Below are 22,983 nucleotides of genomic sequence, written 5' to 3'. Positions count from 1 at the left end.
TACTTCCCAAGTGAGTTCAAACAAAGCGCTAGTCTGAACAGGGAAGATGACGTGGTGGTGACAATGGTTGATTTTTCGCTATCGTCCGACCGACCCGGAGAAGGCCGTGCCAAACCCAGACAGCACGAACAGGGCCCAGCATGGGAATGTGCTGGCCCCCGCTTCGTGCAATTAGAGCAGCGCTTCTGCGCCCTTCACCGGGGTAGCTTGACTGCCTGGTACCGCGGCCTGGTGCGTCTGCTCTGCGTCAATCAGCTGCTGCAGCTTGCGGCGAAAGCGTAAAGGCCCGGCATCAAGCGGAAGATTAAGCTTAGAGGGGCTTCTGGCCATGCCTGCCTGCACCGCCTCAAGCACAGCCCGATCTTCGGCAAACGCATCGCGCACATCTGCTGAAAACTGGCTGGACACCTGCTCGTCATCAGGGCTGAAATTGCGCATCTGAAACCAGAAATAACGTGTGGTGCTGTCATCGACCGGGGTCAGGAAATTGTAGGAATCCATGAGAAATACGTCTTCATGAAAGGGTGCTGTTTCAGCACCCTGCCCCGCCGGTTTGAAAATAGCGCGAATAGTGGCTTGCGACGGAAAGCGCACCTCATACTGCTGCTTGCGATCACAGCGCCCTTCAAACCGTACAAACTTGGCATAAAACGGCGCCACCTCAACATTGCGCATCCAGCGCGACACCGTAACGCTGTGATCGCCCATGTCTATCTGCAGCGGTACGCCAACAATATCGGCATTACCAAAAGACGACTGATGCACCCACGAAACATGGGTGGGATCAAGCAAGTTATCGGTCAGGTAAAGATAATTGCAGTGCACCGTCATAGCATCGCCACGGTTCATGCCCCATTGCGGGTCGCCCCAGTGATCAACCGTAACCATGTTTGCCGGGTCGGCGAGCGCGGCGTCGCCCATCCAGACCCACACAAAGCCGTACCGCTCCACACAGGCGTAGCTGCGCACAACGGCGGCAGCTGAGGGCCGGGCCATGCCAGGCGAATGAACACAAGCACCTGAGCAGTCAAACACCAGCCCATGGTAGCCGCACTCCACCGTGTCGCCCTTTAAACGCCCCATGGAAAGCGGCAGTTTACGATGGGGACAGGCATCTTCAAGCGCGGCAATCTGGCCATCTGATTTACGGTAAAGCACGATGTCTTCATTGAGCATTTTCACAGCGTGCAAATCTCGGCCGATATCTTCGGCCAGCGCGGCCACATACCACGCGTTTTTCAAAAACATAGTTTTCCCCAGACAAAGAAATGCGCCCGCCCGGCGCGCTGGCAATTTACCGGCGCGGGAACAATGAGGCATTCATCCAAGCATTTTAATGATTATTGAGCGAGCCTACGAAATGCTGCGTCCAGGCCCTGCCTTAACCCGTGCTGTCTATATACCGAGACGACAGACCCTGTATCGGCCAGCGATAGATCAGGTTTTCAACGATGTCTAAGGACTGTCGCCAGACCCCGTTGCCGGGGGGGGGAGGCGTCCATACTATATGAACAAGTCCGACGCCGAAAAAATAAAATCAATAAAGTCCATCATTTACGGCAGCGGGCTCAGCTAAAAACCGACTTATTCAGTCCTTCCATAACTATGCCTGAACGCGCCGCCTGCTAGTTTCGTGTAAATTGAACAGCCAATGTTCTGGCTTTAAGGTTCGCCCAACAGCGCACCCACCCATGCCTCGCCTAGCAAGTGCCCCACAAAACTCTGTACTGGGCACTCCATATCACCGTAAAATAACTCCCCGCCTTTTTTGCGGCACTGCCCCCGTGCTGCCGCCCCTTGCGCCATTTTTTTAAGCGCGGTAGCCACGGGTTCGCCGATACGGCGACTTTACTTAAGTGCACCCATGGCAAGCTTTGACGCCCTGTTCCACAACCTCGAAGTCCATGGCTGGGCCATGGCAGACAATGTCATGCCCGACGGGCTTGTTACACGGCTTCTTCAAGCCGGTGATCAGGCGTGGCAGGCTGATCTCTTTCAAGATGCGCACGTTGGCACAACCAGCCAGCCCGTGCGCAACACAGCAATACGGGGTGACACGATTTGGTGGCTAGAGTCAGACATGGCGTCCGAAGCGTGCCAGCAGTTTCTCGCCTGGGCAAACATACTGCAACAGGCCCTGAACCGGCACTTCTTTCTGGGCCTGCGCCGGGCAGAGTTTCATTTTGCGCGTTATGGGCAAGGGCTGGGGTACAAACGGCACATGGATCAGCATCGCGGGCAACCATACCGGCGCATATCGCTGGTGCTGTATCTGAACCCCCAATGGGATGCCTCGTCAGGCGGCGAACTCTGTCTGTATGCCCCGGGCACAAACGGAGACGAAACACAACGCATTCTGCCCATGCCCGGAAGGCTGGTGCTGTTTCGCAGCGACCTCATCCCTCATGCGGTACTACCCTGCACGCGCCCACGCTGGAGCCTAACGGGGTGGTTCCGCAACGACGACGTGGTCGCGCTGCCACTTCCAGGGCTACCCAGCGTCGCAACAACGCCTGCACACCCTTAATCGGCCCCCGTCGCCACCGGCGCGGTGGCCTGAGCGCACCATTCGCTCCATGAACCAGGGTACAGAGCAGAACCGTGCAGGCCGGCCAGCTCCATGGCCAGCAGGTTATGACAGGCCGTGACACCTGAGCCGCACTGATTAATAACGCGCTCAGAGGGCTGGCCCTGCAGCACGGCGTCAAACTCTGCGCGCAGTTGCTCGGCCGGCTTGAATCGACCATTGGCGGCAATATTGTCTTTGAAGAAACGGTTGCGAGCACCCGGAATATGCCCCCCTACCGGGTCTATGGTTTCGTTTTCACCACGGAAGCGGTCGGCGCTGCGGGCGTCGACCACCACGTGCTCGTGCGTTTTGAGGTCGGCAAGAACCTGTTCGTAATTAACCACGCTTACCAACGGCTTTTTCAGCGTCAGATCGCCCGCCGCAGCAGCCACGGGCGCCTCCGTCGACAGATCATTGCCCGCTTCCACCCAAGCCCGCAGGCCACCGTCCAGCACCACAACTTTCTCATGGCCCAGCCAGCGCATCATCCACCACAGGCGCGCCGCAGTCATTGCATCGCCGGCGTCGTAACACACGACCAATGTGCTGTCGCTAACCCCAAGCCCCGCCATGCAGCGAGCGAAGTCTTCGCGTTCGGGCAAGGGGTGCCGACCATTGCTGCCGGTTTTTGGCGCACTGAGGTTTTGATCCAAATGCAGGTACACAGCACCCGGAATATGCCCTTGCGCATAGGCCTGCTTACCCGCATCGACGTTACCCAAATCAAAACGACAGTCGCACACCAGAATGTCGGCATTCTTGTCACGCACCAGTGCAGAAAGGGCACCAGCATCAATAAGAGGAGATTTTGTCATCGTTGTTTTCGCTTTTTCTCGGTATTTAGGTTGTGAACTCACACGAAAAGCATACTACTTGAGCATCAAGACCAACAGCCATAGCCGCCGTGAGAACACATCGGCAAGCCAGTGCGCCTGGTCATTGGGTAAAGACAAACCTGGTCGCATAGCACCTAATACTGGTACGCCCTGCGCCCCGAAAACTCACCCGTTTGCGCACACAATGCACGCAAGGCCTCGGCGAACAGCGTTTCGGCAGGGCGCCGAACCGCATCATTACGCGAAAACAAAACAACAGGTGCCAGCGTCCAGTCAAATGAATACGGCACAATCGCCACCCCGGCCACACGCACCAGCTCTTCAGCCACATCAGCCGGCAGTATCGATACCGCGTTGTCACTACTGGCAATCATTTCGCCAATAAGCCTGGATGAATAGCTCTCCACCACCGGCAAAGGCGGCGTCACGCCAGAGCGCAGAAAAATGTCAGTTACCTGCTCGCGCAAAGGTGTAGGACGCGGCCCGAGTATCCAGTCCATTTGTGCAAGCTGAGCCCAATCGAGGCGTCGTGCCCCAAGTCGCGCCGCCAGTTGCCGGCTGGCGATAAGACGGGGGCTTTGATGAAACAGCGGCTCGCACACCAGGCCGTCAATGTTCAGGCTTGATGACGCCCACCCTATCGCGAAATCAAGCGCATGGTCGCGCAGCATGGGCAGCAACTCTTCGCTGGTGGCTTCATGAATGGTTACCGTCAGGCGCTGCCTGCCGGGAAGCGTATGCCCAATTGCCGTTGAAAGCAGGCGCCCCGGAATAAATGGTGTCGCCCCCACATTAAGGTGCGCATCCCGCCCCGCCGCCACAGCCTCCATGTCAAGTGCGAGCGCGTCAAGATCATTGAGCATGGTGCGAGCCCAGGCAAGCGCCACCTCGCCCTGCGCCGTTGCCGTCATACCGCGTGCCGAACGGTCAAACAGCCGCGCGCCAAACATATCTTCAAGCTCGGCCAAGGCATAGGTAACTGCAGGCTGACTGGTGGCCATGCTGCTGGCCACACGTGTGAGTGAACCGTGCCTGTCAATCTGCAGCAACAGAGCAAGGTGCCGAATTTTAAGACGCCCTCTGAGCTTGTGCACTACGCCGTCTGCGTCAAACGAAACCATATCCAAGGCCACTTATAAGGAAAAACTTATGATGTCATCTTAATCTAAAATGATTTGCTTATGCGCAGGGGCTAGACTATTCAGGTATCAAGGGGTTGAGTTGGTTCAGCCGCTCTAACTCCCCTGTGCCAGATCCGCCATTGTTCACGGCGGCTGGCATTCACCAGTCAGCCAAGGAACCGCCCGTGACCACCATAGACAAACAATCCGCGCTTAATTACCACGAGTTTCCCATCCCTGGAAAAATTTCCGTCACGGCGTCCAAATCGCTGATTTCCCAACGCGATCTTGGCCTGGCCTACACCCCTGGCGTTGCCTACGCCTGTGAGGAAATCGCCGCCGATCCGGCCAATGCAGTACGTTTTACCGCCCGGGGCAATCTTGTGGGTGTCATCACAAATGGCACCGCCGTGCTGGGTTTGGGCAACATCGGGCCACTGGCCTCCAAGCCCGTCATGGAAGGCAAGGCCGTATTGTTCAAAAAATTTGCTGGTATCGACGTCTTTGATATTGAGATCAACGAAACTGACCCCGACAAACTGGTCGAGATCATTGCCGGGCTCGAACCCACCTTTGGTGGCATCAATCTGGAGGACATCAAGGCGCCAGAGTGCTTCGAAGTCGAGCGCAAATTGCGCGACCGCCTTAGCATTCCTGTCTTCCATGACGACCAGCACGGCACAGCCATTACCGTTGCCGCAGCGTTCATCAATGGGCTGAAAGTTGTCGGCAAAGACATCGAAAAGATCAAGCTGGTTACTTCGGGCGCCGGTGCCGCCGCGCTGGCCTGCCTCGACCTGCTCGTCGATCTGGGCCTGCCGATCGAACATATTTGGGTTACCGACATAGACGGTGTGGTGTACGAAGGCCGCAAAACCGTCATGGGGCCTGAGATAAGCCGCTTTGCCCACAAGACCAAGCTGCGCACACTCAATGACGTCATTGATGGTGCCGATGTATTTCTGGGCCTGTCTGCGGGAGGCGTACTCAAGCCCGAAATGGTCGCAAAAATGGCCGCTAACCCCCTGATTCTGGCACTTGCCAACCCCAATCCAGAAATTGACCCCGATGTAGCACGCAGCGTACGCGATGACGTGGTCATGGCCACCGGTCGGTCCGACTACCCCAACCAGGTCAATAACGTGCTGTGCTTTCCGTATCTCTTCCGCGGTGCGCTAGATGTCGGCGCCACAACCATTACCCGCGAGATGGAAAAAGCGGCGGTGTATGCCATTGCCGGCCTGGCCGAAGAAGAACAAGACGAAATGGTCGCTGCCGCCTATGGCGGATATGGGCTGTCTTTTGGGCCTGAGTATCTTATTCCCAAGCCTTTCGACCCGCGTTTGATCTCGCGCATCGCACCTGCGGTGGCCCAGGCCGCCATGGACAGCGGGGTGGCTACACGCCCACTGCCCGATATGCAAACCTATGTAGAAAGGCTGCAGCGGTTTGTTTACCACTCGGGTGCCTTCATGAAGCCCATGTTCTCCGCAGCGCGGCAACTCGTGCGCGAAGGTGGCAAAACCCGTATCGTTTTCACCGAAGGCGAAGATGAGCGCGTGCTGCGCGCGGTGCAGGCCGTCGTTGACGAAAAGATCGCTCGCCCCATTCTGGTGGGCCGGCCTTCAGTGTTGCTTTCTCGCATCGAAAAATTCGGCTTGCGTCTGCGCTTGGGCGAAGACGTCGAAGTCACCAACCCTGAATACGACGAGCGCTTTGACAAGTACTGGAAAACCTACTGGGAAAAAATGTGCCGACGCGGCATCCCCAAAGAAATGGCTCGTGTTGAGATGCGTCGACGTCTGACGCTCATCGGCGCAATGATGGTGCATCTGGGTGACGCAGACGGCATGATCTGCGGCACAGTGGGCTCATACCACGAACACCTGCGCTTCATCGACGAGGTTATCGGCAAAAAACCCGGTGCCCAGACCTATGCCGCCATGAATATTCTGCTATTAAACGAGCGCACGGTGGCGCTGGCCGACACCCACGTCAATGAAGACCCGACCGCATCACAAATTGCCGAACTTACAATTGCCGCCGCCAATGAACTCAAGCAACTCGATCTTGTGCCCAAAATAGCGTTGCTGTCACGCTCCAACTTTGGCTCGGGCAGTTCGTCGTCTGGAGCCAAAATGCGGGAAGCGCTGGCACTGGTCAACGAACAGGCACCCGACTTGGAGATTGATGGCGAAATGCACGGTGACTGCGCCCTGGACGAGGCGCTGCGCCGTCGCATTCTGCCGCACTCGCCGCTACAAGGCAGCGCCAATCTGCTTATTTGCCCCAATGTAGACGCCGGCAACATCGCCTACAACCTGCTCAAGACGGTGGCAGGCAGCAACGTGGCGGTTGGCCCATTCTTGTTGGGCGCCAATGCGCCTGTACACATTCTGACATCAAGCTCGAGCGTACGACGCATACTGAATATGACAGCGCTCACTGTACTCGACGCAAACCGCTAAAGGCTGAATAGCGGTCACATGCGCCATGCAGCATGTGACCGCTATCGCGACCTCCTGACTGATACAATAAACATCACATAAAAAACAGCGGCATCACCTGTCGGTCAGGCTTTGGCCCAGCGGGTAGCAGCACCATACAAGATGGCATGCGTGGTCGGCATGCAAGGAGATAGTCGAGATGCCTCGAAGAGCATCCCCGTTGGCTCCTCTACAACACGCCACCTTCCGTTCGCTCTGGACGGCAACACTGGCGTCCAATCTTGGCGGCCTGGTTCAGGCCGTGGGCGCAGGCTGGCTCATGACCACCATCTCGCACTCCGATGACATGGTGGCCTTGGTGCAAGCCGCCACCACCCTGCCCATCATGATTTTCTCGCTGGCAGCCGGGGCGCTTGCTGATAATTTCGACCGCCGCAACATCATGCTGACGGCCCAAATTCTCATGGCCGTCATCTCGGCCGTACTTGCCGTCTTTGCGTTCGCGGGCTTGTTGTCCCCGTGGCTGCTGCTGGCCTTCACTTTTTTCATCGGCTGCGGCACGGCGCTCCACAACCCCTCGTGGCAGGCTTCCATGGGCGATATCGTGCCGCGCAGCGACCTGCCGGGCGCTGTCACGCTCAACAGCATGAGCTACAACCTGATGCGCAGCATAGGGCCGGCCTTCGGCGGCATGATTGTGGCCGTCGCCGGTGCCGCCTTTGCGTTTGCGCTGAACGCAGTCAGTTATATCGCACTGATTCGGGCACTGTATCTTTGGAAACCCCAGCGCCCCATAAACCCCCTGCCACGTGAGGCCTTTGGCAGCGCCATCGGTGCCGGTCTGCGCTACATCATCATGTCACCCAATCTGCTCAAGGTGATGATGCGCGCATTTTTATTCGGCCTGGCTGCCGTATCCGTGCTGGCGCTACTGCCGCTGGTGGCGCGCGATCTGGTGCGAGGCGGGGCCTTTACCTATGGCATGCTGCTGGGGTGTTTTGGCGCCGGCGCCATTATCGGCGCACTGCTCAATGCGCGTATTCGCGAGGCATGGAGCAATGAAACCATTGTGCGCGCCTCGTTTCTCGGCTATGCCATCAGCGCCGCACTACTCGCCGTCAGCCACCAGACATGGCTGAGCGGGCTAGCCCTCATGCCAGCAGGCGCCTGCTGGGTCATGACACTCTCCCTGTTCAACGTTACGGTGCAGCTTTCGACACCGCGCTGGGTGGTTGGCCGCGCGCTGGCCATTTACCAAACCGCCACCTTTGGCGGCATGGCTGGCGGCAGCTGGCTGTGGGGGGTTATTGCCGAAAGTCATGGCGTAGACCAATCATTAATGGTCTCCGGCGGGCTGCTGGTCGTGGGCGCTCTGGTGGGTCTGCGCTTTGCACTACCCGAGTTTGGCACCCTCAATCTTGATCCGCTAGACCGCTTCCACGAACCTGATCTCAAGCTTGATCTGCGGTCACGCAGCGGCCCCATTCTGATCACCCTGGATTACGAAATCGCGCAGTCAGACATCCAGGCCTTTCTGCGCCTGATGGCCCTGCGGAGACGCATCCGCCTGCGCGACGGTGCTCGTCAATGGTCATTGCTGCGTGATCTCGAAAACCCTCGCATCTGGACGGAAAGCTATCACGTACCAACCTGGGTCGAGTATGTGCGCCATCACCAGCGGCGCACCCAAGCCGATGCCGAAGTCTTTGATCAAATTCTGGCCTTGCATCGCGGAACCGAGCCGCCACGCGTGCGCCGTATGATAGAACGCCAGACTGTGCCGGTAGGCGATGACACACCGCTCAAAGAACAAACGGGATTGCACTAAACATGCCCTCGTGTTCGTCGGCTATAGGCCCGGGCAACACGGTCAGCACACAGCCCACCAGGCATAGGGTACCCTGGCCTGTTACGTCGACAAAAATTAACCCATAGCGCCTTACGCAGAGGGCAAGGCCGCCTGCGCGCACATCACATGGCAGCGGCACTCATGGCCGGCTTGCCCACCAGGCGCAAGCACCTGCGGCAGCTCGCAACCCGTCGTGGCCAGGGGGCAACGCGCACGAAAAAAGCAGCCCTGCGGCAACTGGCGGTTCCCGGGCAGTTCAGTGTCCTGCGGCACACCGTCCAGAAACGGCTCGCCTATGCGCGGCACAGAGTCCAGCAGCAGCCGGGTATAAGGATGTAAAGGTTGTGCAAACACCGCTGCAGCAGGCCCCGTCTCGACAACCTGCCCCAAATACATGACCGCGACCCGGTCACACATATGACGCACAACCGAGACGTTGTGCGAGATCAGCACATACGTGAGGCTACGCTCGGTCTGCAATTGCTGAAGCAGATTCAGTATCTGGGCCTGCACTGAAATATCCAGTGCAGAGGTCGGCTCATCCAGCACGATCACATCAGGCTCTGAAGCCATGGCCCGTGCAATGGCAATACGCTGGCGCTGTCCTCCCGAAAACTCATGAGGGTAACGGCCAAGATGCTCACGACGCAGGCCCACCTGAACGGCCAGTTCACCCGCCCGTTCACGCAGGGCGCGAGTATCAAGCTGGCGGGCAGGCGCTGTGCCCGTGCGGCCTCGTTGCCCGATCATGACGGGCTCCATAATCAGTTTCCACACAGGCAACCGAGGGTCCAAGGAAGACTGTGGGTCTTGAAACACAATCTGCAGCTGCGCATCGCCGCGACTGAAGGTGCCCGATGTGGGCGCTACCAGCCCCATCAGCAAATTTGCCAGCGTCGTCTTGCCACACCCAGACTCCCCGACTATGCCCAGGGTTTCACCTTTGCGAATAGCCAGGGTAATGCCGTTGAGCGCATGGGCGAAGCGATTTGGCCGCCCGCGCCAGTCTGTGCCCACTGGAAATCGCAAGGCAACGTCCTCAAGTGCAAGAACAACAGGAGACTGTGGATCCATTTCACTCACCCTGATCTACCCCCGCAATTAATCTGGGGTGCCAGCAGGCATAGGCACGTTTTGGCACACCAGGCATAGGCTTCAGCAGCGGCTTCTGCCTGCACTGTTCATCTGCGAAGACACAGCGATCCCGAAATGCACACCCCTCAGGCAAGGCGCTTAAATCAGGCGCATGCCCTGGGATGGCAGGCAACTCAGTACGCGGCAAAGCATTCTCAGGCAGCCCACGCAGCAGAGCATGCGTATAAGGATGCGCCGGGGTCTCGATCAAAGACGCCGTGGGGCCTTGCTCGACCACCGACCCCGCATACATGACGTACACACGATCGCAAAACTGCGACACCACTGCCATATCATGCGTAATAAACAGCACTGCCGTTCCCAGAGCACGGGCTTTTTCACGCAGCAGCAGCAACACCTGGCGCTGGACCGTGACATCAAGCGCCGTGGTTGGCTCGTCAGCAATAAGCAGTGAGGGGTTACAGGAAAACGCCAATGCAATCATGATGCGCTGGCGCATGCCCCCCGACAGCTCAAAGGGATAGCGATTCAGCACATCAACCGGATCGCCGATATACATATCACGCAGCAGACGCTCCGCCTGCTCCAGCGCCTTTGCCGACGAGACCGACTGATGACGGCGTATAACATCCACCAGCTGCCGGCCCACTTTACGCGTGGGGTTCAGGGCAGTCATGGGTTCCTGAAAAATCATGGCCACATCACGCCCGCGCATGGCGAGCAGCTCAGGTTCCCGCAATGCAAAAACCTCACGACCTAGCACCGTAATCGAGCCCGCCTTCACCCTGAAGGCATCCTGCTGCAGCAAACGCAAAATCGCCATGGCGGTTACCGATTTGCCCGAGCCAGACTCACCCACCAGGCCCACAATTTCGCCCTGATGCACCTGCAGGTTGACCCCATTGAGCGCTTTGACTACCCCTTTGAAGATAGGGAACTCAAGCGTCAGGGAAGAAATGTCGAGTACGGGCGCAGCGGCTGACAAGCCAAGCGTGCCGTGAGCAATATCATCCGACACAGGAAGCTTTCCGTTCTCATGCGTCCCTCGCAGGGCAAGCTGGGCTGTTCCGGCCATGTCGGCACGCGTATTCCGGGCCGTACCACCCATGTCATCGCGCACAACCGATGAAGTCTGTGTATTAGCCGCTGGCGTCATCATCGCGCCTTCAACTTTGGATCAAGCATGTCGCGCGCGGCATCCCCCAACAAGTTGAACCCTGCCGCCGTAATAAGAATGGCAAAACCCGGGAACACGGCATACCACCATTGATCCAGAAAATAATTACGGCCTGTGGCCACCATGGCACCCCATTCTGCCGTGGGCTGCTGAGCCCCCAGACCAATAAACCCCAGGGCTGCCGCCATGAGAATGGCGGCGCCAATATCCAGCGTTGCCTGAACAATGAGTGGTGCCAGCGCATTGCGCGCAATATGCCAGCTGACAATTTGCCGACGCCCCGCTCCAAACGTAATGGCGGCTTTGACGTACACCATTTCACGCAGGCTAAGAGCCTGCCCGCGTGCCAGGCGCACATAAAACGGAATACGCACCAGCGTAATCGCCAGCATGGCATTAAACAGACTTGCGCCAAGCGCTGCGGCCAAGGCCATCGTCAACACCAGCGAAGGCACAGACAGGACAATATCCATGACACGCATGATGACGTTATCGGTACGTCCGCCAATAACGCCCGAAAAACAGCCAATAACTGACCCAACCACGCTGGAGACAAAGGCCACGAACAGGCCCACCCCTACCGATTGCTGACCGCCGAAAAGAACACGGCTAAAAATGTCACGACCGACCTCATCCGTGCCGAACCAATGCGCTGCTGAAGGCGGCTGCAAACGATGGATCAGGCTAATGGCATCAGGATCATACGGCGCAATCCAACCTGCACAGACAACCACCGTACAGACAAACACAATAATGGCCAGCCCCGCCATAGCCAGCGGGCTTTGGCGTATCTGGTAGAAAAAATAAGACCATGCATGGCGCCATGAGCCTGCGGCGCCAACGGCCGGTACGGATGCTTCACTCACCAGGCAAACCCCATTTACAGTTTGGGTTGCTGCACAAGCGGTGCAACACACCGGGCACGCATGGTACAGCCGTAAACCTCACCACCGTGTGATAACCAGCAACAGCAACCACGCTAGGTAACCCCCGTAATACGCGGATCAAGCCAGCGATACAGCAAATCGACCAGCAAATTGACCAGTACATAAGCAAAAGAAACCACCACGGCAAACCCCATGACAGCAGGAAAATCCAGGGCCTGTATAGATTCCACCACATAAGCGCCCATGCCCGGCCAGCCAAACACGGTTTCGGTCAGCACCGCGCCATACAGCAGGTCACCAAGCGCCAGGCCCAGTACCGTCACCGATGGGATCAAGGCATTGGGCAAAGCCTGACGAAACACCACGGCCCAACGCGACAAGCCAAACGCACGCGCCGTACGCACGTAGTCTTCACCCAGTTGCTCCAGCATGGCCGAACGAATCTGCCGCGCCACGACACCCAGGTGAACAAAGCCTAGCGTAAACGCAGGAAGCACCAGATGCTTTAAGGCATTGAGAAAAACCGGAATATTCCAGGTGAGCAAGGCATCAACCAAAAAAAGGCCGGTAATATCGGTGGGCGGCGCCATGCCCTGCTCCAGCCGACCGCCACCGGGAAACCAGCCCAACCGCCCGTAAAAAAGCACGATCAAACCCAGCCCCAACCAGAAGGCGGGCGTAGAAATCCCCGTCACTGAAATGGTACGCACAAGCTGATCGATAGGCTTGTTGCGGTAAACCGCCGACAGCACCCCCAGCGGAATACCTACCACCGTCGCCAGAACCAAGGCGACCAGGGCCAATTCAAGCGTGGCCGGAAAAAACGCGGCAATGTCTTCCAGCACTGGCCTGCCGGTACGTATGGAGGTACCCAGATCGCCGTGTACCAGCCCTACAAGATAATTCCAGTATTGCTGATACAGAGGCAGATCCAGACCCAGCTTGGTGCGTATGGCGGCAACAATTTCATCCGTAGCCCGGTCCCCGGCAATAAGCCGCGCCGGGTCGCCCGGAATAAGGTGAGAGATGATGAAGGTGATCAGCGACACCCCGATCACCACCATCACCACACCTGGCAAGCGTTTTCTTACTATCGTGAACCACGACATGCAGCGCCGCCTACTTGCTCATGTCTGCCACGTTGAAAACAGCCTCAAGCATGGGGTTAAAAACATAACCTTTAACGTCATTACGCATGGCTGCCTGGTAATTGGTCTGGTACAAATACGCATAAGCGGCATCTTTTACCACCTGCTGCTGCACCTGTTTATAAAGCGCAGCACGCTTGCCCTGATCGGCCAGCACGGCGGCCTCTCGCAACCAGGTATCAACTTGAGGATTGGAATAGAACGAGCGATTACCGGCCAGCCCTTGCTTGTCTGAATCAAACCAGTAGCTGGTAAACATATACGGGTCGGCGAAATCAGGGCTCCAGTTACCGATAGAGATATCGAAGTCGCCCTTGCCCAGGTTCTCACGCAGTGTCGCGTTTGCCAGTTTTTCGAGCTTTACATTAACGCCAATGCTGGCCAAGTTAGCCTGCACGGTAAGCGCAATGGGTTCCCAGTTGGGGTCGCGCGTTGAGTAACGCAGCAACAGCGACGGCTTGGATTCACCTGAACGCTTAAGCGCCGCTTTGGCCGCGTCCAGATCCTGCTTGGGCAAAGGCAGCGAGTCGTCATAACCCCACATGCCTTCAGGTATGGGGCCGCGCGTCTGCACCGCCTGCTTGAGCATAATGCCATCAATAATGCCCTGGTAATCAAGGGCATCGACAACCGCATGCCGCATATCGGCGTTCTTCAAAGGCCCCGACTTGTTGTTCAGATACAGATACGTAACACGCAACGACGGAAACTGATGCACCGTAACCGAGGGCGTGGCCTTCAGCGCCACCACCTGGTCAACCGGCATATCTTCTGCCACGTCCAGATCGCCCTTCTGCAGTTGCAGGCGACGGGACGACGCCTCAGGTACGATTTTGACCACCATTTTGTCCAGCGTCGGCTTTTTGCTGCCGCCGTAATGGGGGTTTTTCTCCAGTGTCAGGGCTTGCCCTTTCTGCCAGGAAACCAGCCGGTAAGGCCCAGACCCAGCTGTATGACTGGCCAGCCAGCTGTCTGCCTTATCGCCATGCTCTTTAACGATTTTCGGGTTAATTATGCTCGCACCGTTATTGGCCAGCGTATAAAGGAACGGAGCAAAAGAATTCTCAAGCGTAAACGTCACCGTCAGTGGGTCAGTCGCCGTCACTTTCAACGATGCCGGAAACGCTTCAGAGGGCCCCTGCTTGGCTTTCAACAAACGCTCGAACGAAAACTTGACGGCTTCGGCAGTTACATCAGAACCATCATCAAATTTTTGCCCAGGGCGCAGCTTGAACGTCCAGGTAAGGTTGTCAGGTGTAACCTCCCAGCTTTCTGCCAGATCACCCTCTACCTCGGTAGAGCCCTTGCCGTTAACCTGCTTGTAACGCATCAGTTTCTGGTAGGCGGGGTACGTGACCGTCCAATCGTTGTTATCGATCGTGACCGCAGGGTCTAGCGTCTGCGGATCTGCCGCCTTTCCAATAACCAGCGTATCAGGCGGCGTAACGGCACCAACCGCCAGCGACAAGGTTGCCAGGCTGATGCCTGCCATGACCGACACCAGATATTTCCTGCCCGCACCAAAGGCATGACGCGGAGAAGTACTTTGCGAAACCATGGGGATACTCCGAAAAGGGAACGACAGATTGACTCGCTGGCCTTTCGGCCAAGGTGCCAGCTTACCGTCCGCAGCCCCTTTGGCTGCAGGGGGGATAACCCTAGTTTTTGAAATGAACCACCTGAACCACATCGCTGTCGAGCAAAGGGTAGCGGTGGGCATCGGGTAATTCATAGTGCCACCACTCCGTTGCGATGGCCTTAAAGCCTGCATGCAACATAATGCCCAATAGCATGCTGCGGTTGCGTTGCGCCTCAACAGAAAGGTCATCACAGTCATGATGCGAGTGTGCTTCCATGGCGTCAAAGCCCGTACCCATATCGAGTTCACACCCATTACCGTCCATTAGGGTGACATCGACCGCAACACCACGCGAATGATGTGAGCCTACCGACACGTCCGACACATAGCGCGGATCAGGACACAAAGCCCAGAATACCGCCTGCGCAGCAGGAGGTCGGTAGGCATCAAAAATTTTAAGGGTGTAGCCTGCACGACGCGCCGCCTGCGCAGCAAGCGCCAGACAGGCCGCTGCGTCTGCGTGCAGGGCACATTGCGCCTGTGCATAAACAACATGCTCGGTGAAATTTCGGGGCGTGGCATAAACAAGGTCAATAATCACCGGGAAATCAGGCGGTGTGATGGTGACCAAGGCAGAGGCGGTGTCTGTGGCGAGATGAGAAGTTGAGTGCATGAATAGGCGAGGGATGGTGTTGCCGGTAAAAAAAACATAAGAAAATCGCTGCAATACGGCATACATGGTGCCATTTATTACGATAGCCGATAAGGCAGGGCATTGCTTCGCACGTCGCCCGCCCATGCCTCCGTGTTTACCCTTGCGCCGATTTACACATCGAGGCTCAGGTCTTACTATTGCGTGTCGGCAGAACACTGATCCGCACAGCAGAACAACCCAGCATTCCAATCACCATGGCAGCGGAGCGCATCCTCCTTTATCCATTAACTATAATTTCATCACAAAGAGGTTTGTATGAGTGTAAAAGCACTGTTCCAGCTCGATGGCAAAGTGGCCCTGATAACAGGCGGATCGCGCGGCCTGGGGCTGCAGATTGCCGAGGCACTGGGCGAGATGGGTTGCAAGGTCGTCATCACGGCACGCAAAGCGCACGAGCTTGAAGAGGCAAAAACACATCTCGAAGGCATGGGCATAACCGTGCAGACTATTGTCAGCGACTTGCAAGACTTCGACACCATTCCGCAAATGGTGGACACAGCCATCGCCGGTTCGGGCGATATAGACATTCTTGTGAACAACGCCGGCACAACCTGGGGCGCCCCAACCGAAGAACACCCCGACGAGGCATGGCATAAAGTCATGAACCTGAACGTCAACGCCCCCTTCTTTCTGGCGCGCGAAGTAGGTCGCCGCTGCATGATCCCTCGCGGCCAAGGCAAAATCATCAACATCGCCTCGGTAGCCGGGCTCAAAGGCATGCGCCCGGGCGTACACACCATCGGTTATCACACGTCAAAAGCGGCAGCCATCAACTTTACCCGCGCCCTGGCGTCAGAGTGGGGGCACTACGGCATTAACGTCAACGCCATCTGCCCCGGGTTTTTTCCATCAAAAATGACAGCAGGGCTGCTCCACAAAATGGCGGACGGCATCATCGCCAATACCCCACTACGCAGGCTGGGTGGCGACGATGACCTCAAAGGCGCTGCCCTGTTTCTGGCCAGCGAAGCCTCACGCCATGTAACGGGCCAGTACCTGGCTGTTGACGGTGGGGCGTCAATTGGGTGAGGTGCAGCCTTCTCGTCCACGCTACTACGACCAATGCTGACTCCTCGCTCCGGCTCGACGCCATTACCCTTTCAGGCTCAAGGCGAGGCATCACCGTGATAAGCACGCTCTCTTTCGCTGCACAACCGCCGGATCTATACCATGTCGCCCTGATCATGCGGTTGCGCCTGGCTTCGTTCACCGTGATCAACCTATAGGCGTCAGTTCATGCTGGGCCCGCCAAAGAAAAAGCCTGTAACTACTGTGGTTACAGGCTTTTTAGTGTTGCAACGTAATACTGCTACAGAACTTGCACCCGCGAAGGCCCTGAACAGCTTTCAGCCAACTTAGAACGGGATGTCGTCATCCATGTCAGCCAGATTGGCGGCGGCAGGCGCTGCAGCGGCCGGGCGACCCTGGCTTTGCTGGCCCTGTGCCGGACGCGGTGCACGCTGTTGCTGCTGTTGAGGTGCCTGATTGTATTCGTCACCACCCCCACCACCGCCCATGCTGCCTTCACCGCCCTCGCGTCCGCCCAGCATCTGCATTTGGTCGGCAACGATGTCGGTGCTGTAGCGATCAGCGCCGGTTTCTTTGTCTTGCCATTTACGGGTTTTGAGACGGCCTTCAACATACACTGACCGGCCTTTTTTCAAATACTCGCCGGCAATCTCGGCCAGGCGGTTGTAAAACACGACGCGATGCCATTCGGTTTCTTCGCGGCGCTCGCCGGATGCCTTGTCTTTCCAGGCAGAGGTCGTGGCAATGGAAACGTTACAAATGGCCGCGCCGTCCGGGCTGTAGCGGACTTCGGGGTCGCGACCCAGGTTGCCGACGAGAATGACTTTGTTTACTGAGGCCATGAGTACACCTTTAGATCTGAAAATTTAGATAGATACGCCATTATCGACGATTTTGAAGCGGCGGGGCTACCCGGTGCGCGCACAATTTGCCCGCCCCGCATGCGGCAAGCTATTCAAACCCTGCCAACCCCCGCCCAGGCTACGCAGGCCGCCAAGCCTCGCGGCGCGCTTCAGGTTTTGTCCTTGAACCCACGCGCGGTCAAAAACCAGACAAATGTCAGCCCGGCTGACAGTAAAAACACGGCAGAGCTACGCCCTGAAGCGGCCAGCAAGCCGCCTACCGTTGCCCCCATAAACACACCCAGCGATTGGGCTGTGTTGTAAAACCCCAGGGCCAATCCTTTGTACTCGGGCGGTGCCACGCGTGACACCAGCGAGGGTTGCAGGGCTTCAAGAATATTAAAGGCAATGAAGAATCCAACCATCAAGGCCACCAGAGCCAGAAAGTTATGCCGTGCCAGAGGCATCAACGCCAGCACAACCACCAGCCCTGCCACCGCGATTTCGAGCGCAATTTTATGGGCATGGCGAGTTTCGGTATAAAACACTGCCGGCACCATGAGCACAAACGACAGCAAGATAACCGGCAGATACACTTCCCAGAGAGTAGAAGTGTCGTACCCACCCAACGTGGCCAGCAACCCCGGCGCAACAATAAACAGCGCCATCAACACAAAGTGCAAACAGAACACGCCAAAATTAAGACGCAGCAGATCGGCGTGGTGCAACACGTCGCGCACACGGGCCTGAATAATTGGCATACGCGCCTGGGGTACCGAAGGCACCACAAAGCTTGCAATCAGCAAACAAACGAAACCCAGCAGGCTGATGGCCCAGAACAACCCTGAAAGCCCGAACTCGCCCACCAACATCGGCGAGATCACCAGCGACACAGCAAACGAAATGCCAATGGAGCCGCCAATCATGGCCATGGCACGCGTGCGCACCTCGGGCCGGGTGGCATCCGCTACCCAGGCGGTAATGGCCGCCGACACAGCCCCCACGCCCTGTACGATGCGTCCGACCAGAATCCAGTCAACGTTTTTGGCCATGGCACAGATAACGCCGCCCACAACAAACAGCACCATGCCAAACACAATGACGGGACGTCGCCCCCATCGGTCTGAAGCCATGCCCAGAGGAATCTGCATAATGGCCTGAGTCAGGCCGTACGCGCCCAGCGCCAGGCCCACCCGGGCAGCATTGTCGCCCCCCGGAATCGTAAGGGCGGCCACTGCAAAGACGGGAGTAAGCAGAAACAGGCCCAACATGCGCGTCGCAAACAACAATGCCAGCGCAATGCTGGCTTTGCGTTCGAGCGCAGTAAGCTTTAGCCGAGCCCGGGTAGGCTTGGCGGCAGATGCAGAGTTTGTACGCATAATGCTCAATTAAACCATGCCGGAAAAAGGTGCGCCGACATATCCACATGACCGACCCCAACGAAACCTTCTGGCCGCTGCCAGTCGCATCAACTTAGCACCCGGTAACGCACGGCGAAGGCCGGCGCGTTATAGTAACAAGTTAGCCTAAATAAAGAGTTGGACCCCAAACCCTATGGAAGCGATACGCATCCGCGGTGCCCGAACGCACAATCTAAAGAATATTTCCGTCGACCTGCCACGCCACAAACTGGTGGTGGTAACCGGCCTGTCGGGGTCGGGCAAGTCGTCACTGGCGTTCGATACCTTATATGCCGAAGGCCAGCGCCGTTACGTCGAAAGCCTGTCGGCCTATGCACGACAGTTTCTGCAGTTAATGGACAAACCCGATGTCGATCTGATCGAAGGCCTCTCGCCGGCCATCTCCATCGAACAAAAATCGGCAGGCCATAACCCCCGCTCCACTGTCGGCACCATTACCGAAATTCACGATTATCTGCGCCTGCTTTACGCACGCGTCGGCACGCCTTTTTGCCCTGATCACCATTTGCCCCTTCAGGCACAAAGTGTCAGTCAAATGGTCGACAAAGTGCTGGGGCTGGTTGCCGATACCCGTTTGGCCATTCTTGCGCCGCTGGCCAGAGACCGCAAAGGCAGCTTCGAGGATGAGTGTGTCAGCTTGCAGGCACAAGGCTTTGTACGCCTGCGTGTAGACGGTCAGATGGTGTCCATAGACGAACTCGAGCCTTTGCGCAAAACTGAAAAGCATGACTTTGACGTGGTCGTAGACCGCCTGCGGGTCAAGCCAGAAAGCAAGCAACGCCTGGCCGAAAGCTTTGAGACCGCCCTGGGTCTGGCTCAGGGCCGCGCCATTGCGCTCAATATGGATACCGGCGAAGAGTTTGCCTTTTCCGTTCATTACGCCTGCCCCATTTGTCATTACAGCCTTACCGAGCTTGAGCCGCGTCTGTTCAGCTTCAACAACCCCGTGGGTGCTTGCCCCTCCTGTGACGGCCTGGGTTGTGTTGAGGTGTTCGACCCCAAACGCATTGTGGCGTTTCCCGAGCTCAGCCTGGCCAGCGGCGCGATTAATGGATGGGACCGCCGCAATGCGTTTACCCATACACTGCTCACCAGCCTGGCAGCCCATTATCAGTTTGACATCGAAACGCCCTTCGAAGATCTGCCCGAAGACATCCGTCAGCGCGTGTTGTATGGCTCAGGCGAAGAAAAAATACCGTTTCTCTATCTAAACGAAAAAGGTCGCAGCACCGTAAAAAAACACGCTTTTGAAGGCATTGTGCCCAATCTCGAACGACGCTGGCGTGAAACCGACTCCAGCGCAGTACGCGAAGAGCTGGGCAAATACCGCCAGGTAAATGTATGCCCCGATTGTGGTGGCGCTCGCCTGCGTACCGAAGCGCGCAATGTGCTGCTGGGCAATGAAATCGGGTTAGGCCAGCGTCAGGGTCGCGCCATTTTTGAAGTCGAAGCACTTTCACTGTCTGCCTGTCTGGCCTGGTTTCGTGCGCTTGAACTGACCGGTGCCAAAAAAGAAATAGCCCAGCGCATTGTGCGCGAAATTGAGGCGCGCCTTGAGTTTCTGAACAACGTCGGGCTCAACTATCTGTCGCTCGACCGCAGTGCTGACACCATTTCTGGGGGTGAAGCTCAGCGTATTCGTCTTGCCAGCCAGATAGGCTCGGGCCTTACCGGCGTTATGTATGTACTCGACGAACCGTCCATAGGCCTGCATCAGCGTGACAATGACAGGCTGATCAAAACCTTGCAACATCTGCGCGACCTGGGCAATAGCGTCATTGTCGTCGAGCACGATGAAGACATGATCCGCTCCGCCGATTTCGTTCTTGATATGGGCCCCGGGGCAGGCGAGCACGGCGGGCAGGTGGTAGCCCAGGGCACACCCGACGAGTTAATGCGCAATACCCAGTCACTAACCGGTCAGTATTTGAGTGGCACACGCCGCATAGCCATCCCCACACGGCGTCCGGTAGACGCCGACACGCCTCGGCTCGAAATCAAAGGCTGCCGTGGCAACAACCTCAAAGCGGTCAACCTGGCCATCCCTGCCGGCCGACTGGTATGCATAACCGGCGTCTCGGGCTCCGGCAAGTCCACGCTGATCAATGACACACTGGCAACAGCTGTGGCACAGCGCCTGCACCGCGCCCAGACGGAACCAGCACCTTTTGACGCCCTTGAGGGCCTGTCAAATTTCGACAAGATCATCAACGTTGATCAAAGCCCCATTGGCCGCACGCCTCGCAGCAATCCCGCCACGTATACGGGCATGTTTACACCCATTCGTGAGCTGTTCGCCGGCGTGCCAGAGTCGCGAACCCGCGGTTATGGCCCCGGGCGCTTCTCGTTCAACGTTAAAGGGGGTCGCTGCGAAGCGTGTCAGGGCGACGGTGTGGTCAAGGTTGAAATGCATTTTCTGCCTGACCTGTACGTCTCTTGCGATGTCTGCAGCGGAAAACGCTACAACCGAGAAACACTCGACATACGCTACCGGGGTAAAAACGTAAGTGAAGTGCTTGATCTCACCGTAGAACAAGCTCAAACCTATTTTTCATCGGTGCCGTCCATTGCCCGTAAGCTGGACACGCTCATGGACGTAGGCCTGTCTTACCTGAGACTGGGTCAGAGCGCCACCACACTGTCAGGCGGTGAAGCCCAGCGCGTCAAACTGTCGCTTGAACTGTCGAAACGCAGCACGGGCCGCACGCTGTATATTCTGGACGAACCCACCACCGGCCTGCATTTTCAGGACATTGCCCTGTTGCTCGACGTACTGCGCAAACTGGTGGAAGCTGGCAATACAGTCGTCGTCATCGAACACAACCTCGATGTCATCAAGACTGCAGACTGGGTTATTGACATGGGCCCCGAGGGTGGCAGCGGTGGCGGGCAGATTGTGGCCCAGGGCACACCTGAAGAAGTGGCTGCAGAACCTGCCAGCCATACCGGCAGCTACTTGAAACCGCTGCTGTTAGCCCCGCAACCCTCGGCCGTGGGCTGACCCCTGCGGGGAAGGCGCACGGCGCGGCGCAAGCCAGCAAAGCAGGCCGCGTGGTCAACGGATTGTTAGTCGGCAACCCGTCGCTCTGCTTGTTACTTAGGCCCGGCCGGCCTGTTACTCGGGCCGGCTCAGGCCGTTATCCATACTGAACAACTGCGTATGCTCGCGGATGGCATAGCGGTCAGTCATGCCAGCGATATAATCAGCAATGGCGCGGGCTTGCGACAAGGGGTCGTCACGGCGATGCTGGTCGGCCAGCAGGCGCGGCTGGTCAAGAAACGCCATGAACAGCTCTCGCACAATTTTGCGCGCCTTGTTTGTCATGCGCATGACGCGGTAGTGCCGGTAAAGGTTTTCAAGCAGAAACTTTTTAAGCGCATCTGCCTGAGCCCGCATTGAAGGTGAAAATGCCGCCAGCGGCGGTGCAGCCCGTACATCGTCAACACTTTCGGGCTGATGCTGACGAATATTGGCAAGCGTGGTTTCAGTCAGGTCGATGACCAAGGTATTAATCATGGCGCGTATCACCTCGCAGATCAGACGCCGCCGGTCTATGCCCGGATATCGACTTCTGACTTGCGCATCATGGGTGGCGAAGATCTCAAGCACCTGTAATTGCTCGATGGTGATCAGGCCCGAGCGCAAACCGTCATCAATGTCATGATTGTTATAGGCAATCTCATCGGCCAAATTGGCGATCTGGGCCTCCAGCGAAGGCTGGGTGCGTGTCAGAAACCGCTCGCCCACCTCGCCCAGCCTGCGGGCATGCCCGGCCGAGCAGTGCTTGAGTATGCCTTCACGCGTCTCAAAGCACAGGTTGAGCCCATTGAAGTCGGCATAGCGCTCTTCAAGCTCATCAACAATGCGCAAGCTCTGCAAGTTATGTTCAAAGCCGCCAGCGTCTGGCGCAAACTCGCGCATGCAGGCATTAAGCTCGTCTTGCCCAGCATGACCAAATGGCGTGTGCCCCAGATCATGCGCCAGCGAAATCGCCTCGATCAGGTCTTCGTGCAAACGCAGATTGCGCGCCAGCGTACGCGCAATCTGCGCCACTTCTATGCTATGCGTCAGGCGGGTGCGAAAGAGATCGCCCTCATGGTTTACAAAAACCTGGGTTTTGTACTCGAGCAGCCTGAATGCGTTGCAATGAATAATGCGATCGCGATCACGCTGAAAGGCATTGCGGCCTGTGGGTGGCGCCTCGATATACCGGCGCCCGCGTGTTTGCTCTGGATGGCAGGCATACGGGGCAAGCATATACATGGTC

General features: G+C 57.3%; 17 protein-coding genes. 5 read left to right on the top strand and 12 right to left on the bottom strand.

The annotated features are described in order from the left end of the window. Positions 1–171 precede the first annotated feature (171 nt). On the bottom strand, positions 172–1,248 hold the full coding sequence (locus tag FQ179_RS15910; protein ID WP_149398267.1) for an aromatic ring-hydroxylating dioxygenase subunit alpha: 1,077 nt from the start codon (positions 1,246–1,248) through the stop codon (positions 172–174). Between the two features lie 616 nt (positions 1,249–1,864). Between FQ179_RS15910 and FQ179_RS15905 the strand changes: the two genes are divergently transcribed. Then, positions 1,865–2,527 carry a 2OG-Fe(II) oxygenase gene (locus FQ179_RS15905; protein WP_149398266.1) on the top strand — a complete coding sequence of 221 codons (663 nt, stop codon included), beginning with the start codon at positions 1,865–1,867 and terminating at the stop codon, positions 2,525–2,527. Here FQ179_RS15905 and FQ179_RS15900 read toward each other — a convergent pair. Both FQ179_RS15900 and FQ179_RS15895 read right to left on the bottom strand, forming a co-directional pair. Beyond that, positions 2,524–3,384, bottom strand: a complete 861-nt coding sequence (locus FQ179_RS15900) for a sulfurtransferase (RefSeq protein ID WP_149398265.1) — start codon at positions 3,382–3,384, stop codon at positions 2,524–2,526. The two genes, FQ179_RS15905 and FQ179_RS15900, sit on opposite strands and share 4 nt — an antisense overlap. A gap of 155 nt (positions 3,385–3,539) precedes the next feature. Next, positions 3,540–4,526, bottom strand: a complete 987-nt coding sequence (locus FQ179_RS15895; protein ID WP_149398264.1) for a LysR substrate-binding domain-containing protein — start codon at positions 4,524–4,526, stop codon at positions 3,540–3,542. A 185-nt stretch (positions 4,527–4,711) separates the two neighbouring features. Here FQ179_RS15895 and FQ179_RS15890 point away from each other — a divergent pair, with 185 nt between their 5' ends. Together FQ179_RS15890 and FQ179_RS15885 are read left to right on the top strand one after the other, a co-directional pair. After that, the gene (locus FQ179_RS15890) at positions 4,712–6,994 is read left to right on the top strand and encodes an NADP-dependent malic enzyme (RefSeq protein WP_149398263.1); all 2,283 of its coding nucleotides are present in this window, start codon (positions 4,712–4,714) and stop codon (positions 6,992–6,994) included. 178 nt (positions 6,995–7,172) lie between these two features. Continuing rightward, entirely contained in the window at positions 7,173–8,801 is a 1,629-nt protein-coding gene (locus FQ179_RS15885) for an MFS transporter (protein WP_149398262.1), read from the top strand. Positions 8,802–8,912: 111 nt separating this feature from the next. Here FQ179_RS15885 and FQ179_RS15880 read toward each other — a convergent pair whose 3' ends face one another. The 6 genes from FQ179_RS15880 to ddpX form a co-directional block, all read right to left on the bottom strand. Beyond that, the gene (locus FQ179_RS15880) at positions 8,913–9,896 is read right to left on the bottom strand and encodes an ABC transporter ATP-binding protein (protein WP_149398261.1); all 984 of its coding nucleotides are present in this window, start codon (positions 9,894–9,896) and stop codon (positions 8,913–8,915) included. 1 nt (position 9,897) lies between these two features. Further along, positions 9,898–11,076, bottom strand: a complete 1,179-nt coding sequence (locus FQ179_RS15875; protein WP_255475014.1) for an ABC transporter ATP-binding protein — start codon at positions 11,074–11,076, stop codon at positions 9,898–9,900. Beyond that, positions 11,073–11,960: a D,D-dipeptide ABC transporter permease gene (gene ddpC, locus FQ179_RS15870; protein ID WP_149398260.1), complete on the bottom strand. Its 888-nt coding sequence runs from the start codon at positions 11,958–11,960 to the stop codon at positions 11,073–11,075. The genes FQ179_RS15875 and ddpC overlap by 4 nt, the downstream gene beginning before the upstream one ends. Positions 11,961–12,073: 113 nt before the next feature. Continuing rightward, the gene (locus FQ179_RS15865; RefSeq protein ID WP_149398259.1) at positions 12,074–13,090 is read right to left on the bottom strand and encodes an ABC transporter permease; all 1,017 of its coding nucleotides are present in this window, start codon (positions 13,088–13,090) and stop codon (positions 12,074–12,076) included. Between the two features lie 10 nt (positions 13,091–13,100). Next, the gene (locus FQ179_RS15860; protein WP_255475013.1) at positions 13,101–14,687 is read right to left on the bottom strand and encodes an ABC transporter substrate-binding protein; all 1,587 of its coding nucleotides are present in this window, start codon (positions 14,685–14,687) and stop codon (positions 13,101–13,103) included. Positions 14,688–14,787: 100 nt separating this feature from the next. After that, positions 14,788–15,381 carry a D-alanyl-D-alanine dipeptidase gene (gene ddpX, locus FQ179_RS15855; protein WP_149398258.1) on the bottom strand — a complete coding sequence of 198 codons (594 nt, stop codon included), beginning with the start codon at positions 15,379–15,381 and terminating at the stop codon, positions 14,788–14,790. Between the two features lie 297 nt (positions 15,382–15,678). On the opposite strand from ddpX, the gene FQ179_RS15850 reads away from it, so the two are divergent. Beyond that, positions 15,679–16,452 carry an SDR family oxidoreductase gene (locus FQ179_RS15850; protein WP_149398257.1) on the top strand — a complete coding sequence of 258 codons (774 nt, stop codon included), beginning with the start codon at positions 15,679–15,681 and terminating at the stop codon, positions 16,450–16,452. Positions 16,453–16,778: 326 nt separating this feature from the next. Here the strand turns inward: FQ179_RS15850 and ssb are convergent, their stop codons facing one another. Further along, the gene (ssb, locus tag FQ179_RS15845; RefSeq protein ID WP_149398256.1) at positions 16,779–17,294 is read right to left on the bottom strand and encodes a single-stranded DNA-binding protein; all 516 of its coding nucleotides are present in this window, start codon (positions 17,292–17,294) and stop codon (positions 16,779–16,781) included. A 170-nt stretch (positions 17,295–17,464) separates the two neighbouring features. Next, positions 17,465–18,673, bottom strand: a complete 1,209-nt coding sequence (locus tag FQ179_RS15840) for an MFS transporter (protein WP_149398255.1) — start codon at positions 18,671–18,673, stop codon at positions 17,465–17,467. A 175-nt stretch (positions 18,674–18,848) separates the two neighbouring features. Here FQ179_RS15840 and uvrA point away from each other — a divergent pair, with 175 nt between their 5' ends. Next, complete coding sequence (gene uvrA, locus FQ179_RS15835; RefSeq protein WP_149398254.1) at positions 18,849–21,716, top strand: excinuclease ABC subunit UvrA; 2,868 nt, start codon at positions 18,849–18,851, stop codon at positions 21,714–21,716. Between the two features lie 114 nt (positions 21,717–21,830). Here the strand turns inward: uvrA and FQ179_RS15830 are convergent, their stop codons facing one another. Further along, positions 21,831–22,979, bottom strand: coding sequence for a deoxyguanosinetriphosphate triphosphohydrolase (locus tag FQ179_RS15830; protein ID WP_149398253.1), 1,149 nt, complete (start codon positions 22,977–22,979; stop codon positions 21,831–21,833). Positions 22,980–22,983: the final 4 nt, after the last annotated feature.

It is taken from the genome of Pusillimonas sp. ANT_WB101 (genome assembly GCF_008369125.1).
In the GTDB taxonomy this organism is placed as follows: Bacteria; Pseudomonadota; Gammaproteobacteria; order Burkholderiales; family Burkholderiaceae_B; genus Allopusillimonas.
Note: the sequence above shows the minus strand (reverse complement) of the source record. Positions and strands in the feature narration are given on the sequence as shown.

What these genes read in the sequence shown, in the direction of transcription:
- ssb (WP_149398256.1), bottom strand. Translation starts at nt 17,294, where the DNA reads ATGGCCTCAGTAAACAAAGTCATTCTCGTCGGCAACCTGGGTCGCGAC.
- FQ179_RS15840 (WP_149398255.1), bottom strand. Translation starts at nt 18,673, where the DNA reads ATGCGTACAAACTCTGCATCTGCCGCCAAGCCTACCCGGGCTCGGCTA.
- FQ179_RS15905 (WP_149398266.1), top strand. Translation starts at nt 1,865, where the DNA reads ATGGCAAGCTTTGACGCCCTGTTCCACAACCTCGAAGTCCATGGCTGG.
- FQ179_RS15875 (WP_255475014.1), bottom strand. Translation starts at nt 11,076, where the DNA reads ATGATGACGCCAGCGGCTAATACACAGACTTCATCGGTTGTGCGCGAT.
- FQ179_RS15860 (WP_255475013.1), bottom strand. Translation starts at nt 14,687, where the DNA reads ATGGTTTCGCAAAGTACTTCTCCGCGTCATGCCTTTGGTGCGGGCAGG.
- FQ179_RS15900 (WP_149398265.1), bottom strand. Translation starts at nt 3,384, where the DNA reads ATGACAAAATCTCCTCTTATTGATGCTGGTGCCCTTTCTGCACTGGTG.
- FQ179_RS15885 (WP_149398262.1), top strand. Translation starts at nt 7,173, where the DNA reads ATGCCTCGAAGAGCATCCCCGTTGGCTCCTCTACAACACGCCACCTTC.
- ddpX (WP_149398258.1), bottom strand. Translation starts at nt 15,381, where the DNA reads ATGCACTCAACTTCTCATCTCGCCACAGACACCGCCTCTGCCTTGGTC.
- FQ179_RS15850 (WP_149398257.1), top strand. Translation starts at nt 15,679, where the DNA reads ATGAGTGTAAAAGCACTGTTCCAGCTCGATGGCAAAGTGGCCCTGATA.
- FQ179_RS15865 (WP_149398259.1), bottom strand. Translation starts at nt 13,090, where the DNA reads ATGTCGTGGTTCACGATAGTAAGAAAACGCTTGCCAGGTGTGGTGATG.
- FQ179_RS15910 (WP_149398267.1), bottom strand. Translation starts at nt 1,248, where the DNA reads ATGTTTTTGAAAAACGCGTGGTATGTGGCCGCGCTGGCCGAAGATATC.
- uvrA (WP_149398254.1), top strand. Translation starts at nt 18,849, where the DNA reads ATGGAAGCGATACGCATCCGCGGTGCCCGAACGCACAATCTAAAGAAT.
- FQ179_RS15830 (WP_149398253.1), bottom strand. Translation starts at nt 22,979, where the DNA reads ATGTATATGCTTGCCCCGTATGCCTGCCATCCAGAGCAAACACGCGGG.
- FQ179_RS15895 (WP_149398264.1), bottom strand. Translation starts at nt 4,526, where the DNA reads ATGGTTTCGTTTGACGCAGACGGCGTAGTGCACAAGCTCAGAGGGCGT.
- FQ179_RS15880 (WP_149398261.1), bottom strand. Translation starts at nt 9,896, where the DNA reads ATGGATCCACAGTCTCCTGTTGTTCTTGCACTTGAGGACGTTGCCTTG.